The following is a 15,257-nucleotide window of genomic DNA, read 5'->3' as shown; positions in this document are numbered from 1 at the left end:
AACGGAGGCAACTCCGTTTTTTCTTATTTCTTCAATGAAGTTTGATAGAGTTGGCGCGTCTTGAAGCCTTTGTTCAAAATGTCCAACATTTCTGCCTTGCGTTTTGCTTGCGTTGCTTCTTGCTTAGCAGAAAAGACATACCGAGCCCAATCCTTTTGATAACCTGGCGTGAGACTATTATAAAAAGTCAAAGCAGCCTCGTCCGCCAACAAGAGTTGACGGATATCATCAATACGCTCTGCGTAGTCAGCCACCTTCTGAGAAGCGGCACTTGATTTCTTAGGATTGACCAGATTTTTCACCGAAATCATGGTGTAATTAACATCAATAGCCAACATCCGATTAAATTTCAAGCTAGTATTTTCAATAAAATGTTCTTTATTGATACCCAGATATGGGAAAATCGAATCTCGTCCAATGGCTTGGTGCCCCAAGGGATTTTTCTGTTTAGGGTAAATGAGGAAAAGTTGTCCATTATCCGTTAAAGACTGAGCAGCCAGTACGTGGTCGATGACCGATTTCATTTGGACCAAGTCATAGACGTAGGCGACAAGGAGGTCTGCTTGAGCTAGGTCAGAACTTGAAAAATCTGTCCAGCCGTCAAAGGGTGAGGCTTCCTTGCTGGCTGTCAGCACCGCTTTTTTATCAAACTTATGCAAGCCAAGCTTCTTATCCAAATCTGTATCTGCACTAGCCGTGAGCTTTTCCAGCCAAGCATTCGTGAGCACTGCGTGATCTTTTTTGAGGGTAAAATAAGAACCGCGAATGGTACCAGCCAACTTGGACTTCTGACGGGCAAACTTGAACTGGCCTACCAACTCAGTAGGCACCTCCATACCCTCAGAAAGCTTGAGACCAACTGCCTGCTTCTTGCGGTCCTCCATGTCGTAGAGAATATTAATGGTCAATCCATCCTCATAAAAAACGTGGGTCCAAAGAATGTGGTCCTCCAAGAAGAGTTGGGAAATTTCTAAGGGTTTAGCTGCAAAAACTAGGTCCCTCTCCTCTTTTAACAAAACATTAATATCCGCCATAAGATCGGCTTTTTCAGCTATTGGAAAAGTCTCAAAGACAACCTTGTACTTGTTCCAAAAATAGCGTGCCTCATTCGCCCGCATACCTGCTAGCGCCTCCGCCACTGGCGATGACTCCAAACCAACTGTTGATACTTCCTTAAAATCAATAATCATCTGTTTTCTCCATTTTCTAGATACACTATTATACAGGTTTTAGGGAGAAAGAGGAAATGATTGGCACAGGGATTACTATTTTCGTTGGCGAGTATAGAAACTAAGGAATTTTCCAATCCAGAAAAGAAAAGCAAGAACAACAATCAAGGCACACAAACCGTTTACGGTCATGAGAAATTTATAAACCGTTGGAAAATGATGATTACAGACATAAAGTCAGATAAGGTAAGCACAGAAAAATAACCATGTCACAAATGATTTTTTCTTCATCATATGCACCTCTTGGGTAGTTTTTCTTTCATTATATCCTACGCATTAAAAGGTGTCCGTCCCTACCTCACTGTCTCCACTTGCCACTCTTTCCACCCGTAAAAGCGGATGGCTCCTTGTTGGTCAGTGCGAAAGACGGTCATGTTTTGTTCTGAAAATCGTTCCAAGATTTCTTGGTGCGGGTGCTGGTAGCGGTTCTTTTGCCCCGCTGAAATCAAGGCTAGGTTTGCACCGATATGTTTCAAGAAGGCTGGATCTGACGAGCCTTTTGAGCCATGGTGACCTGCCTTCAAGATATCCACAGGTAAGTCAGGGTAGGCTGCCATCAAACTTTCTTCCCCCTCTTTTTCCAAATCTCCCGTAAATAGAAACTTCCTATCCAAGAGTTGACCGTATAGAACCAGCGAATCATTATTGCCTCCGTCTCCTTGCTCAAAGGGATAGAGTACCTGCAAATTAGACCCCATCATAGAAAATTGATGCCCCGACTGAATCGCCTGCACCTGTACACCAGTTTGATGGAGCTTAGCTACAAAGTCTTCATTTGTCAGACTCCCTAGCGATGTATAAATGGTCCCAATCTTAAAGGCCTTCACCACAGGTAGGAGATCGCCGACATGGTCTGTATCGGTATGCGTCAAAACCAGACTATCAATCTTACCCACACCTCGACTACGCAGATAGGGAACCAAGGTCCGTTCCGCATTGGCTTGGCTAGACTTCTGCCGCCAGCTCTCGTCTGAGCTAAAATCCACCTTTCCTCCCACATCAATTAACATCGTCCTCCCCGCCACATCACGCAAAAAAATGCTATCACCCTGACCAATATCGACCACCGTCACTTCATTTGTCAGGGGATTTTTTGTTATGAAAAATAGCAGAGCTGTGGAGAAGATAAGCACCGCCGTCCATTTTTTCTGTCCCCAGTAGTCATAGGTCAGCCCCAATAGGATGAGAAGCGCCAGCAAAACTGGTATTTCTGGCTTGCCAAAAACAAATGGATAGGGAAATAAGTTGGACAACCAAAGCATAATTTTTTCCAAAAGAACAAAGAAAAAGTTGACCTGTGTCAGAGAAATCAAAGGCGACAGCAGAAAAATAGCGGTCACCCCTGGTAGCATGAGGCTGTCAAAGAGAAAGGAAAATAGGAAAGTTAACAGGATAGACATGGGCTGGAAACTATAAAAATAATAGATTAAGATAGGTAAAACGCCAAGGGTCAGTGCTAAACTTTCCACAACTATTTTCCGCATGCCGCTCAGACTATCAAAGTCAAAAACCGTCAGCAAGAGGGCATAGCTAAAGGACAAAACGCCACCAGCTGTCAGGAGAAAATGAGGTGTCAACAGAAAGCAAATCATAGCTGTCAGAGCAAGATTATCCAAGCGCCTTATCCCCAAATTTCCCAATATTTTCTGAATCAGTGAGCGCACAACTGATACTGAATATCCTGTCAAACCTGCATAGACTAGGGAAATTGGGAATTGCAGCCAGTCCACCATTTCCCGTTTTACCCCCAAACGCAGAAAGCCCCGTCGAAACAAGTCCATAAAAAAGCCCACCTGCATACCAGACAAGGCAAAGAGGTGAATAATCCCCAAACTACTGTAAATATCACTCATCTCATCAAAATCACTGTCCAAGTCACCAAACAAAAGTCCCGTCATATAGTGGCTCATTGGAGCTGGAAATTGTGACTTGATGTGCACCAGAGCCGTCCTACGCCAACTTGAAATCCAATCAAGCGGATTCCAACTGCTGTAAACAGTCGTTGAGTGTATCTGCTCGATTCGGACTGTTCCATAAATTCCTTGGGTTCGTAGATAGGCTGCATAGTCAAAGCCATTAAAATTTCGTTGAGGAGTGGGCTTTTCTACTACCGCTTCCACTTCAAGTTGAGTTGTTTTTGTTAACTTTTGAAAGAATTTTTTCTCTTCCTGACTTTTTAATTTGTAAAAAACTTGGTAGGTCTGTCCAGCAGATTTGCCTCGAAAAGACAGACTGTCACCGTTGACTTTAATGGTATCTACTTGCATAACCAAACTGGAAATCTGATTTGGTAGGGCCTTTTCTTTTTCCTGCGCTAGCCATTTTTCTCCTAAAAAAAGAGAAAGAAAGACCAACAAAATGGGAAGTATGGTTGCTAGTTTTCGCCTGTATACCCAGAGTAGGCGTAAACTGAGACTAACTGAAAGTAAAACCGACAAGAATGAAAAATTAAAAACGGCAAAATAAAGACTAACAACTACCACTGCTAGATGGATGGGGACTATGTCCCATTTATTAATCCACTGTGACATAGGGGCGAATATTTTCCAGCGTTTTGTCGCCGATGCCAGAGACATTATTGAGGTCATCCACCGACTTGAAGCTACCATTAGCCTCACGGTAGGCGATGATATCTGCTGCCCGCTTGGCACCAATTCCTGTTACCGTCTGCAAATCTGCTTCTGTGGCAGTATTGAGGTTCACAAGATTAAAGCCTGAAGAACTGGACTGTGCACCATTCGTCACATCTTGCTGACTAACAACTGACCTATTTTCCTCACCAGTAGCTACATAGACAACCGCTTCATCGCTGACTTTTTGTGCTAAATTAACTGATTTTTGGTCGGCATTTGAGGCAAAGCCTCCTGCCGCTTGGACTGCATCATTAACTCGGGCACCTGATTTGAGCTGATAGAGGCCAGGTTTAGCAACAGCTCCTTTGACATCAACAATTATTTCGAGCGTTTCTTCTACCGCTTCCTTTTCCTGATTTGCGGATGAACTGCTTGCGATTGTTTCTATTTTTGGAACCAAAGCCACCTGTTCTTGACTTTGAGCAGATTGGCTAAACAATATGACTATAGCTACTAGCAAAGCCACACAGACCAGACCTGTCTGCCACTTGTACTCTTTAATGATTTCTATGAATTTTTCTTGCATAGTTTCCTCCTACTTTATCTATTCGTAGAAAAAAGAAAAAAACTGAGACTGCTGTCCCAAGTTTAATCTTCTAATTTAACATCTGGATTGATAAAGAAGCTAGCTACATACGAACCAATATAGGTTACCAACAAGATCAGCAAGACCAGGACAATGACTGGTATACGATAAATATAGGTTAGTGGATTTAACTTTTTCTTGGTTTGATAAGAATTTGCCAACACATCTAATCGGCTAAATTCCGCTTCGATACGGCTAGTTACCTCTGCAATTCCTGCTTCGTCCATGCGTTTAATGTCTGACACATCAATGAGATGACCAAAGACCACATCTACTCGTTCACCTGTCAAAAGCCCCTTCAAAGCATTGGGTCCCACATAGTTGGCTGGCATAATTTTAACCTTAGCTGTCTTAGCAATCACAGCCACACCACCTTTTAATTCTGTTGTATGGCGACTCCCAGAAGGAAACATGACCAAAGACCGATCACTTTTTTTCAACATTTTAACAGGGTATTTGAGAACTGCCTGACTCGGATTTTCACGGTCAACTGGAAAGGCACCACACTTGCGAATCCACCAACCAAAACCACGATTCTTAAAGAGCTCTTTTTTAGCCATAAAAATAAATTTCTTAGGCGCTGCACCAAATCCGAGGAAAATCGGATCCCAGAAATTCTTATGAGGAGCAACCAAAATGTAATTCTCATCTTCTGGCAAAATATTTTCCTTATCATGGTAATGAACATTGCCATTAACAGCCCAGAGTAGAAAGACCAATAGATTTCTCAAAAATGAATAAAACATAAACTCTCCTTTTCAAACACTCTTCATTATACCATATTTTTCCGTCTTTTCAGCCATTTTCTTCCTGATAAAAGCTTCCTATGCTATAATGTTTTTATGACAAATCAACACTTATTAGACGGTGAGCGGATTGACCAGCTCTTTTCAACAGACGTTAAAATTATTCAAAATCGGGAAGTTTTCAGCTATTCTGTGGACAGTGTCCTTCTGTCCCGCTTTCCAAAATTACCCAGCCGTGGATTGATTGTGGACCTTGGCAGTGGAAATGGTGCGGTCGGTCTTTTTGCCTCTACCATGACCAAAGCACAGATTGTTCAGGTCGAACTTCAAGAGCGTCTGGCTGACATGAACCAGCGCTCCATCGTTCTCAATCAACTAGAGCAACAAGTCTCTGTTATCAACGATGACCTAAGCAACCTCACCCAGCACATGGATCATTCCAAGGTGGACCTCATCCTCTGTAATCCGCCTTACTTCAAGGTAGATGAGCAGTCCAATCTCAACCAAAGTCAGCACTACTTACTGGCTCGTCATGAAATCACAACCAACCTAGACGCCATCTGTCGAACTGCCCAACAGGTTCTCAAATCCAACGGACGACTTGCCATGGTCCACAGGCCTGATCGCTTTTTAGACATTTTGGACACCCTCAAACGCTATAAATTAGCTCCAAAACGCATTCAATTTGTCTATCCAAAAGCCAGCAAAGAAGCCAATATGCTTCTCATCGAAGCTATTAAAGACGGCTCTACCCAAGGCTTGAAAATCTTACCTCCACTCATCGTCCACGAAGAAAATGGAGACTATACCAAAGAAATCCACGAGATTTACTATGGAAAATAAAGCCTATATGTACGTCGTCGAATGCGCTGATGGTAGCCTCTACACCGGCTATACAACAGACATTGCACGCCGCATTCAAACCCACAATCGAGGAAAAGGTGCCAAGTACACTAAAACTCGTCTTCCAGTCACCTTACTTTATTGGGAAGAATTTGACAGTAAAAATGCGGCCATGTCCGCGGAAGCTCTTTTCAAAAAGAAAACCAGACAGGCTAAATTAGAGTATATCAGAGAACAGTTAAACAGATTCTCCTCTTAGATAATCTGTTTCCCACTAACAAGTTAGCATTAGTCTGACTTGTTTTTTCATTTGATAATTCAAACATATTTTTCTATAAACATTTTCAAAAAACGTTCGTCATTTTACAAAAACTTATTGAATGAGAGCGTTTTTTAGGTTATAATTGTTTGTGAAATACACTTTTAATACAAAGGAAGAAGATTCATGAAAAAGAATTATCGTTTAAAATCTGCCTTAGCACTCAGTCTGTTGAGTCTCGGTCTTCTGGGTAGTGTTGCTGCTGCAGACCAAGTCAATGTTCAGATTCTAGGTGTCAATGACTTCCACGGAGCTCTCACATCAACAGGGAGTGCCTATATGGAAAACGGTCAAAAAGTATCTGGTGCAGGTACTGCTGCCCTCCTTTCTTCTTACCTCAATCAAGCTGAAAATGACTTTTTAAATAACAATGCTGGCGGTGTATCCATTCGTGTACAAGCTGGCGATATGGTCGGTGCTAGTCCTGCTAATTCTGGACTCTTGCAAGATGAACCAACTGTTAAAATCTTCAATGCCATGAAATTCCAATATGGCACACTTGGAAACCATGAATTTGATGAAGGTTTAGATGAATTCCACCGTATTATGACAGGGCAAGCTCCAACTCCTGGTCAATTCGCCTCTGTTGTAGATTCTTACCCACACGAAGCCAGCCAACAAAGCATTGTCATCGCAAACGTTGTAGATGGAAATGGAAATGTCCCATTTGCTGACTGGAAACCTTACGACATCAAAGAAATCCAAGTCGGAGAAACAACTGAAAAAATTGGATTTATCGGTGTGGTAACAGGTGAGATTCCAAATCTTGTCTTGAAAAAACACTATGAAAACTATACCTTCCTGAACGAAGCAGAGACTATTGTCAAATATGCTAAAGTCTTGCGCGACCAAGGTGTCAAAGCCATTGTTGTCTTGGCTCATATTCCTGCTACTAGTTCAGCTGACCAAGCTCAAGGGGAAATGGCTACTATCATGCAAAATGTCCAAGCCAAGGATCCTGAGAACAGTGTTGATATTGTCTTCGCTGGTCACAACCACATGTATACAAATGGTACAGTAGGCACTACCCGCATCGTTCAAGCGACTTCACAAGGTAAAGCTTTCGCCAATGTGACAGGAACCATCGACACAACAACGCATGACTTCACAACCGTTCCAACAGCTGAAGTTAAAGCTGTTGACCCTAACGGCGGTCTAGCTCCTGATGCTAGCATTCAAACCATTGCTGCGGATGCAGATGCGCGGATCAAGCCAGTTACAGAAGCGCGTATTGGTACTGCTACTCCTGCTGAAACGATCACTCGTGAAGTGGATAAAGATAAGGAGTCTCCAGTTGGTAAAGTTATTACAATTGCTCAGTTAGAAATGGCACGTCAAGCTGGTTATGCTGCGGATTTTGCTATGACAAACAACGGTGGTATTCGCGCTGACCTTGATGTTCAGGCTGACGGCACCATCACTTGGGGAGCTGCTCAAAAAGTACAACCATTTGGCAATATCTTGCAAATCATTGATATGACAGGTCAAGATATTATCGACGTCCTCAATCAACAATACGATGAAGAAGAAAAATACTTCCTTCAAATTTCAGGTTTGAAATACATCTATACAAACAATGAAGACCCTGCCCAACCATATAAAATTGCTAAGGCCTACAAAGCGGATGGTACCGAATTAGACCCAGCTGCTACCTATAAAGTTGTCATCAACGACTTCTTGTTTGGTGGTGGTGATGGATTTAGCGGCTTTACTGGTAAACATCTTGCTGGCGCTATTAGCTCTGATACAGAAACATTTGTCAACTACATTAAAGATCTTGATAGCAAAGGACAAGCCGTTACTGTTCCAGCCGACAAGGTGAAAACGTATATGACAGCCGAAGAATTGTCTAAATTGGAGCAAGGAACAACAACGACTACAACTAGCTCATCATCTACAGTCCAAACATCAACTTCTCAAACTCAGCCAACTACTCCATCAGAAACTCCTGAACCATCCACTACCCCTGAAGCGAAAAAAGTTGGAAAAACACAAAAAATCTTGCCTCGTACTGGTCAAGAAATTGTAAACTTCCTTCCATTAGCAGGACTAGGAATTTTGGTTGGGCTTATCCGTTTCAAATCAAAAGCTAAAAAATCTTAATTTAACCCAAAACACCCGCAGTTGCAAAACTGCGGATGTTTTATTTTATCCATGTAAATGCCCGGCAAGCAATAGTCTCAACTGGTTGAAAACCAAGGCTCGTATAGAATGCGGCTGTCTTTTCTGTCTGATCGGTCAGCAAGTGAATCTGGTATACATGGACATATTTTTCTAAAGTTTTTTGAACTAATGTCCGCCCAATTCCTTGATGCTGATAGGCTGGATGAACTAAAATGTCTTGAATGAACAAAATAGAGACTCCATCACCGACTGCACGAAGAAGCCCAACTAACTGCTCACCATCAAAAGCAGCAAGAACAAATAAAGAATGCTTGATGGCTTCTGCCACCATCTGCGGATTTTGTGTATAGTTTGTCCAACCAACAGAATCATATAAATGCAATACATTCGATAGTGCTAAATCCGGATTTTCAATAAAGTTCATCGTTCTCTCCTTTACACATATTCTATCACAAAAAAACTTCCTAAGAATATTTCTTAGGAAGTTAGACTTTATTTGTCACCTTTATTGCGGATTACAAAGCCTGTTTTCTTTTCACTTGATGTGTTTTTATGTGGCTTTTTATTGTCCTTGTGACGATTGTCTTTTTTGAAGCGGTCACGATCATCGCGATCACGACGTTTGAAATCACGGTCATTACGGTCGCGGTCTCCACGACGACGATCTCCACGGTAACCACCGCGGTCACGGTCGTTACGATCACGATTACCACCGCGATCATTGCGACGGCCACCGCCACCTTTACCCTTGAAGCCACCACCAGCTGGTTTGAATGGCAATGGACGTTCTTGAGCGATTTCCACTTTTTCTTGCATATCTGGGTCTTGGACTGTCAAAGTCAAGATATACATAGCCAATTCTTCTGGTGAAAATTCTGCTGCCAACTCACGTGCATCTTTGCCAAATTTCTCAAAATTAGCACGAATGGTTTCGTTAGCAAAATCACGTTCGATTTTCTTAAGAGCAACTTTTTTCTTAGCTTGGAAGGCATCTTCAGCAGTTGCTGGTTTGAGACCCTTCATACGCTTTTTAGTCGTATTTTCGATGATTGCCAAGTAGCCCATTTCATTTGGTGAAACAAAAGTAATAGACTGACCAGACTGACCTGCACGACCAGTACGACCGATACGGTGCACATAGCTTTCCGCTTCTTGTGGAATATCGTAGTTGTAAACATGAGTCACACCAGAAATATCCAACCCACGCGCCGCAACGTCTGTCGCAACCAAAACATCCAAGTTGCCATTTTTGAAATCACGAAGAACACGAAGACGTTTGTTTTGATCCAAGTCACCGTGAATACCTTCTGCACGGAAACCACGGATTTTCAAACCACGTGTCAATTCATCCACACGACGTTTTGTACGTCCAAAGACGATAGCCAATTCAGGTTGATCTACATCCATGAGACGGGTCATAGTATCAAATTTTTCGCCTTCACGAACACGGATATAGTATTGATCTACCAAATCCGTTGTCAATTCTTTCGCCGCAATTTTCACATGCTCAGGATCTTTCATGAACTGCACACCGATACGCTTGATTGCATCTGGCATCGTTGCTGAAAAGAGCAAGGTTTGACGACTTTCCGGAACGCGACTGATGATTGCTTCAATGTCTTCCAAGAAGCCCATGTTGAGCATTTCATCTGCTTCATCCAAAATCAAGGTCTCGATATTGTCCAAACGAAGTGCCTTGCGTTTAATCAAGTCAAGGAGACGACCTGGTGTCCCAACTACAATGTGGGCACCTGAACGAAGAGCCTTGATTTGTTTTTCAATAGAAGAACCGCCGTAAACAGAGCGAACTTTTACGCCTTTTGCACGACCAAAACGGAAGAGTTCTTCTTGAGATTGTACAGCCAATTCACGCGTTGGTGCAATGACCAAGGCTTGAATGGTTTGATTTTCAGTATTGATTTTTTCCAAAGTTGGAAAGCCAAATGCAGCTGTTTTACCAGTACCTGTTTGGGCTTGACCAATCACATCTTTACCTTCCAAAGCAAGTGGAATGGTTTGTTCTTGGATTGGTGATGGCTCTGTAAAGCCAGCGTTTTCGATTTCTGCCATCAATTCAGCAGACAAGTTTAATTCAGTAAATTTCAATGTATTTCCTTTTCTAAAGACAGTGCGAAGCTGTCTCACAGCGCTTTCTTCTGTTGTTTTCAACAGTCCTTTTGACTTTTCTCCCACAGCAAGATTCCCATCGCATACCAAAACTTTGGTAAGGAGGATTCGAGTAGAGAAAAGAACGACAAGGGATTAAACAACTTAACTAGTGTAACACAAAGCAAGGTAAAAAGATAGGACAAGCCTTGTCTTTTTATATAAACACGTTTTCATGAGATTTTTTCCAGTTTTCAGACCGATATTTTTAAAAATGCTGTCATTTACTCTTCTGCAATCTAGCCATCTCATTATCCTGTCTCATTCAGGTTCTTTTTGAAAATGAATATTACTATAAAAAATAAGCCAGGAAAATGTCCCAGCTTATTAAGCATTTTAATTATTTAGCATGTGCTGCTGATTGGTTACCAGCTTGACGACCGAAGATGATGATATCTGCTACTGCATTACCACCGATACGGTTTTTACCATGGATACCACCTGTTACTTCACCAGCTGCGTAGAGACCTGGGATAGCTGAGCCGTCTTCTTTCAATACTTCTGCATTTGTATTGATTTTAAGACCACCCATTGTGTGGTGGATACCTGGTGCAACTTTAATAGCATAGAAAGGTGCTGCAGACAAGTCATGATCCATACCAGTTGTACGACCAAATGCCGCATCAGATTTTTCTGCAACAGACTTGTTCCAAGCAGTCATTGTTTCCTTCAACGTCGCTGCATCAACTTTCAATTCTTTAGCAAGATCTTCGATGGTAGCTGCTTCTACAACCAATCCTTTTTCTTTGTATTGGTTAATAGCTTTTACACGTCCACGAAGGGCATCATCAAAGATGACATAAGCATAGTTAGGTTCAAGTTTGTTAATAGCTGCAGAAACATTATCACGTGTTTCCAATTCATTGACAAAACGTTTACCTTCTTGATTGATAAGGATCGCACCCTCACCACGTACAGCTTCTGTGATCAAGTAAGATGTTTTTTGTTCTACAGATGGGTGGATTTGGATTTGGTCCATATCTACAGTAGCTGCACCTTCTTTTTCAGCAAGAGCAATACCGTCACCTGTTGAACCTTCTTGGTTAGTTGTTACATAACCTTCTAAGGCAGGGTTCAATTTTGTAACCATCTCCATGTTGGCACCGAAACCACCTGTTGTCACAACAACTGACTTAGCCATAACTTTTTTAGTTTTTCCGTCAATTTTTACTTTGACACCTGTTACAGCTCCGTCTTTGTCCAACAATGACGTAACATCCGCATTTACAAAAGTTGGGATTTTACGCTCAGTAACGTTCGCATACAATCCATCTACCAAGTAACGACCAACTGCTGAACCATCTGTAGGACGGTGTGTACGTGTGACACTCATACCACCTGTTGTAGTGATATTGTCAAGAGTGATTCCCATACCATCCAACCATTCAATGGCTGATGCTGAATTGTCTACAAAATAGCGAAGCAACTCAGGATTGTTTGTTCCCTTACCACCTTTAAGAGTTTCTTCGTAGAACAAATCGTTTGAGTCTTGGATACCTTGTGCTTTTTGAAATTTTGTTTCAGAAGCATTCATACCTGCTGAAGATTTTGACGTATTTCCCCCAATAACTGGCATTTTTTCAAAAATCACAACATTTGCCCCTGCATCTTTTGCAGAAATAGCTGCTGCCATACCAGCACCACCAGAACCAACGATGATAACATCGTATTTTTCTTTTAATTCTTTGGGATCAGTATAAGTTTTTTCAGATGCACCTGAAACGACTTCTTCTGAACTACTTGGTGGAGTAGAAGATTTTTCTGTTTCTTTAGCTGTTTTAGTGCCTCCACAAGCAACTAAAAAGACTGTGAGCAAGCTAGCCAATAAGACTAACCAATGTTTCTTTTTCATCATTGTTCCCCCTAATATTATTTTTTTAATGATGCTTTTATATTGTACATTATTTCACAAACGTTGACAAGCTATTTTGAAAAGAATTTTTAAGGAATAATAAAAAAGTAAACACGATACTTTCGTGCCTACTTTTTAAAATTATTTTTTAGCAAACTCAGCTGCTTTTGTACCAGCTTGACGGCCAAAGATGATAATGTCCGCAACCGCGTTACCACCGATACGGTTAGAGCCATGTACACCACCCGTTACTTCACCTGCGGCAAAGAGACCTGGGATAGCTGAACCATCTTCTTTCAATACTTCTGTGTTTGTATTGATTTTAAGACCACCCATTGTATGGTGAATACCTGGTGCAATCTTGATGGAGTAGAATGGACCTTTAGAGATATCGCGGTCCATACCTGTTGTACGGCCAAATTCTGTATCATTCTTAGCAGCAACATAGCCATTCCATGCGTCAATAGTAGATTTCATGTTTTCTGGTGAAACGCCCATTTCTTTTGCCAATTCTTCAATGGTATCTGCTTTTACAACCATACCTTTTTCTTCGTAAGTATCAATTGATTTAGAATGTTCACGAAGTTGTTGGTCAAAGACAACATAAGCATATTGTTCTGGAAGCGCATTAATGGCTGCAGATACATTGTCACGTGTTTCCATTTCATTGTAGAAACGTTTTCCTTCCGCGTTGATAAGGACTGCACCTTCTCCACGGATTGCTTCCGAAACGAGGAATGATTTTTCTTGGTAAACTGTTGGGTGGATTTGAATTTTATCCATTTGAACAGTTGCTGCACCAAGTTTTTGAGCCATGGCAATACCATCACCTGTAGCTCCTTCATGGTTAGTTGTTACATAGCCTTTAAGTTCAGGTTTGTAGCTTGTAATCATATCCATGTTGGCACCAAAACCACCAGCAGTATCAATAACAGCTTTGGCTTTGATTGTTTTTTCTTTGCCATCAACAGTTACTTTAATACCTGTTGCAGCACCATCTTTTTCTGTAATTTCTGTTACATCAGCATTGACAAAGATTGGAACTTTTTTCTCCATCAAGTTGTTGTAAAGACCATTAACAAGGTAGCCACCTACTGCTGAACCATCAGCTGGACGGTGAATACGTGCCTTAGAGAAACCACCTGAGAAAGAAACGTCACTCAATGTGATACCAATGCTATCCAACCAGTCAATCGCTTCTGATGAGTTATCGACTAGGTAACGCAGCAATTCAGGATCATTTGTTCCCTTACCACCCTTAAGGGTTTCTTCGTAGAACAAATCGTTTGTATCATCAATACCTTGTGCTTTTTGGTATTTTGTTTCAGAGGCATTCATACCACCAGATGATTTAGTTGTATTTCCCCCAATAACTGGCATTTTTTCAAAGATTGCAACAGTTGCTCCTGCTTCTTGAGCAGAGATAGCTGCTGCCATACCAGCACCACCAGAACCAACGACAACTACGTCATAGCTCTTCTTCATTTCTTTTGGATTAGTATAAGTCTTTTCAGATGCACCTGAAACTACTTCTTCTGAACTACTTGGCGGAGTTGAAGATTTCTCTGTTTCCTTAGCTGTTTTAGTGCTTCCACAAGCAACTAAAAAGATTGCAAACAAGCTAGCCAATAAGACCAACCAATGTTTCTTCTTCATCATTGTTCCCCCTAATATTATTTTTTAATGATGTAAATACATTGTACATTATTTCACAAAATTATGCAATCGTTTTCTGTAAAATTTAACTCATTTTCTTTACTATTTTGTAAAAAGTCCCTTACTTGTATTGTGCTCTGGATTTCAGTATAATAACAATCACTAGGTAGTTAGAGAGGAAACAAGTATGCAAGAGACTATATTTGGAGAGTATAAATGGATTAATATTGATATTGAGCAGCACCCAGATAGCCACTCACTTCCGCAAGAAATTGATCCTGAGATTATCAACTATTCCTTAGATAAGAATGAACGAGCTTTTATGGAATATGATATAGATTCTGACAGTTTGACACTGGTCTTCAATGTTTTAGATCCCATTCAAGAAGACCAATATTACGAGACAATCCCTGTAACGTTTGTCTTAAACAATAAGCAACTCATCTCTATTACCAATCATCGAAATGCCTATGTTTCTCAAATGATGGCTACCTATTTGACAAATCATCCCCATGTATCTGTCAAAACCTTCCTCTTTGCTACCTTAACGCTTTTAACTAAAAAATATTTCCAGGCAGTAGATTTTATTGATAACGAAAAAGACGAACTCAATCGCAAACTCCGCCAGCAAACGAGTAAAAAAAATCTGCTGGCCATGTCCGACTTGGAGACAGGTTCTGTCTACCTCCTTGCCGCTTCTAACCAGAATGTCCTACTCCTAGAGCAGCTGGAAAGTCACCATAGTCAGAAAAATAATAGCGACGCTGAAAAGGAGCAATTGACAGATGCCCTCATTGAAGCTCGCCAGTTGGTCAGTATGACGCAGCTCAACTCACAAATTCTTGCCCAACTATCTTCTTCCTTCAACAATGTCCTCAATAACAATCTGAATGACAACTTGACCGCTCTTAATGTCATTTCCATCAATCTAGCCATCCTTGCCTGTATCACTGGATTTTTCGGGATGAATATCCCCCTTCCCTTTACCGATAGGGAACATACTTGGATTTACCTTTGCATTATTTCGGTGATCATTTGGTTTATCGTAGCCAGACTCCTTCTCCTCTTTGTTAGAAATAAGCGTTAAAAAACAGCCCTCAGGC

Annotated in this window: 13 protein-coding genes and 1 pseudogene; 5 read left to right on the top strand and 9 right to left on the bottom strand. The window is 41.3% G+C overall.

Features of this window, described 5'->3' with window-relative positions; translation table 11 throughout:
• Positions 1–23 precede the first annotated feature (23 nt).
• Together ACHUFA_RS03185 and ACHUFA_RS03180 are read right to left on the bottom strand one after the other, a co-directional pair.
• Positions 24–311 carry a YdeI/OmpD-associated family protein gene (locus ACHUFA_RS03185; RefSeq protein ID WP_318530333.1) on the bottom strand — a complete coding sequence of 96 codons (288 nt, stop codon included), beginning with the start codon at positions 309–311 and terminating at the stop codon, positions 24–26.
• A gap of 393 nt (positions 312–704) precedes the next feature.
• Positions 705–1,190, bottom strand: a pseudogene (locus tag ACHUFA_RS03180) (DUF8821 family protein); the annotation flags it as partial.
• 60 nt (positions 1,191–1,250) lie between these two features.
• Between ACHUFA_RS03180 and ACHUFA_RS03175 the strand changes: the two are divergent.
• Positions 1,251–1,433, top strand: coding sequence for a hypothetical protein (locus ACHUFA_RS03175; protein ID WP_394404892.1), 183 nt, complete (start codon positions 1,251–1,253; stop codon positions 1,431–1,433).
• Between the two features lie 89 nt (positions 1,434–1,522).
• On the opposite strand, the gene ACHUFA_RS03170 is transcribed toward ACHUFA_RS03175, so the two are convergent.
• The 3 genes from ACHUFA_RS03170 to ACHUFA_RS03160 all read right to left on the bottom strand — a co-directional run bounded on the left by ACHUFA_RS03170 (position 1,523) and on the right by ACHUFA_RS03160 (position 5,194).
• Entirely contained in the window at positions 1,523–3,760 is a 2,238-nt protein-coding gene (locus ACHUFA_RS03170; protein ID WP_394404891.1) for a DNA internalization-related competence protein ComEC/Rec2, read from the bottom strand.
• Positions 3,744–4,388: a helix-hairpin-helix domain-containing protein gene (locus tag ACHUFA_RS03165; protein ID WP_394404890.1), complete on the bottom strand. Its 645-nt coding sequence runs from the start codon at positions 4,386–4,388 to the stop codon at positions 3,744–3,746. Before ACHUFA_RS03165 ends, ACHUFA_RS03170 begins: the two co-directional genes overlap by 17 nt.
• A 62-nt stretch (positions 4,389–4,450) precedes the next feature.
• Positions 4,451–5,194 (bottom strand): lysophospholipid acyltransferase family protein, encoded by a 744-nt coding sequence (locus ACHUFA_RS03160; RefSeq protein ID WP_394404889.1) that lies wholly within the window; start codon positions 5,192–5,194, stop codon positions 4,451–4,453.
• Positions 5,195–5,290: 96 nt separating this feature from the next.
• On the opposite strand from ACHUFA_RS03160, the gene ACHUFA_RS03155 reads away from it, so the two are divergent.
• From ACHUFA_RS03155 to ACHUFA_RS03145, 3 genes are all read left to right on the top strand, one after another.
• The gene (locus ACHUFA_RS03155) at positions 5,291–6,037 is read left to right on the top strand and encodes a tRNA1(Val) (adenine(37)-N6)-methyltransferase (RefSeq protein ID WP_394404888.1); all 747 of its coding nucleotides are present in this window, start codon (positions 5,291–5,293) and stop codon (positions 6,035–6,037) included.
• Positions 6,027–6,296, top strand: a complete 270-nt coding sequence (locus ACHUFA_RS03150) for a GIY-YIG nuclease family protein (protein ID WP_222347300.1) — start codon at positions 6,027–6,029, stop codon at positions 6,294–6,296. Before ACHUFA_RS03155 ends, ACHUFA_RS03150 begins: the two co-directional genes overlap by 11 nt.
• A gap of 186 nt (positions 6,297–6,482) precedes the next feature.
• Positions 6,483–8,459 (top strand): bifunctional metallophosphatase/5'-nucleotidase, encoded by a 1,977-nt coding sequence (locus ACHUFA_RS03145; RefSeq protein WP_394404887.1) that lies wholly within the window; start codon positions 6,483–6,485, stop codon positions 8,457–8,459.
• Positions 8,460–8,499: 40 nt separating this feature from the next.
• On the opposite strand, the gene ACHUFA_RS03140 is transcribed toward ACHUFA_RS03145, so the two are convergent.
• The 4 genes from ACHUFA_RS03140 to ACHUFA_RS03125 form a co-directional block, all read right to left on the bottom strand.
• Positions 8,500–8,904, bottom strand: coding sequence for a GNAT family N-acetyltransferase (locus ACHUFA_RS03140; protein WP_222347298.1), 405 nt, complete (start codon positions 8,902–8,904; stop codon positions 8,500–8,502).
• A 68-nt stretch (positions 8,905–8,972) separates the two neighbouring features.
• Positions 8,973–10,586, bottom strand: a complete 1,614-nt coding sequence (gene cshA / locus ACHUFA_RS03135; RefSeq protein WP_394404886.1) for a degradosome RNA helicase CshA — start codon at positions 10,584–10,586, stop codon at positions 8,973–8,975.
• Positions 10,587–10,986: 400 nt separating this feature from the next.
• A complete protein-coding gene (locus ACHUFA_RS03130; protein ID WP_394404967.1) occupies positions 10,987–12,498 on the bottom strand; it encodes a flavocytochrome c in 1,512 nt (503 codons plus the stop codon).
• A 141-nt stretch (positions 12,499–12,639) separates the two neighbouring features.
• On the bottom strand, positions 12,640–14,154 hold the full coding sequence (locus ACHUFA_RS03125; RefSeq protein WP_394404966.1) for a flavocytochrome c: 1,515 nt from the start codon (positions 14,152–14,154) through the stop codon (positions 12,640–12,642).
• 187 nt (positions 14,155–14,341) lie between these two features.
• On the opposite strand from ACHUFA_RS03125, the gene ACHUFA_RS03120 reads away from it, so the two are divergent.
• Complete coding sequence (locus ACHUFA_RS03120) at positions 14,342–15,241, top strand: magnesium transporter CorA family protein (RefSeq protein WP_394404885.1); 900 nt, start codon at positions 14,342–14,344, stop codon at positions 15,239–15,241.
• Positions 15,242–15,257: the final 16 nt, after the last annotated feature.

The sequence above is a fragment of the Streptococcus hepaticus genome (genome assembly GCF_043656315.1).
GTDB lineage: Bacteria > Bacillota > Bacilli > Lactobacillales > Streptococcaceae > Streptococcus > Streptococcus hepaticus.
Note: the sequence above shows the minus strand (reverse complement) of the source record. Positions and strands in the feature narration are given on the sequence as shown.

Excerpts from the sequence above, each read along its gene's own strand:
- ACHUFA_RS03185 (WP_318530333.1), bottom strand. The coding sequence starts at position 311 with ATGATTTCGGTGAAAAATCTGGTCAATCCTAAGAAATCAAGTGCCGCT.
- ACHUFA_RS03170 (WP_394404891.1), bottom strand. The coding sequence starts at position 3,760 with ATGTCACAGTGGATTAATAAATGGGACATAGTCCCCATCCATCTAGCA.
- ACHUFA_RS03165 (WP_394404890.1), bottom strand. The coding sequence starts at position 4,388 with ATGCAAGAAAAATTCATAGAAATCATTAAAGAGTACAAGTGGCAGACA.
- ACHUFA_RS03160 (WP_394404889.1), bottom strand. The coding sequence starts at position 5,194 with ATGTTTTATTCATTTTTGAGAAATCTATTGGTCTTTCTACTCTGGGCT.
- ACHUFA_RS03155 (WP_394404888.1), top strand. The coding sequence starts at position 5,291 with ATGACAAATCAACACTTATTAGACGGTGAGCGGATTGACCAGCTCTTT.
- ACHUFA_RS03150 (WP_222347300.1), top strand. The coding sequence starts at position 6,027 with ATGGAAAATAAAGCCTATATGTACGTCGTCGAATGCGCTGATGGTAGC.
- ACHUFA_RS03145 (WP_394404887.1), top strand. The coding sequence starts at position 6,483 with ATGAAAAAGAATTATCGTTTAAAATCTGCCTTAGCACTCAGTCTGTTG.
- ACHUFA_RS03140 (WP_222347298.1), bottom strand. The coding sequence starts at position 8,904 with ATGAACTTTATTGAAAATCCGGATTTAGCACTATCGAATGTATTGCAT.
- ACHUFA_RS03130 (WP_394404967.1), bottom strand. The coding sequence starts at position 12,498 with ATGAAAAAGAAACATTGGTTAGTCTTATTGGCTAGCTTGCTCACAGTC.
- ACHUFA_RS03125 (WP_394404966.1), bottom strand. The coding sequence starts at position 14,154 with ATGAAGAAGAAACATTGGTTGGTCTTATTGGCTAGCTTGTTTGCAATC.
- ACHUFA_RS03120 (WP_394404885.1), top strand. The coding sequence starts at position 14,342 with ATGCAAGAGACTATATTTGGAGAGTATAAATGGATTAATATTGATATT.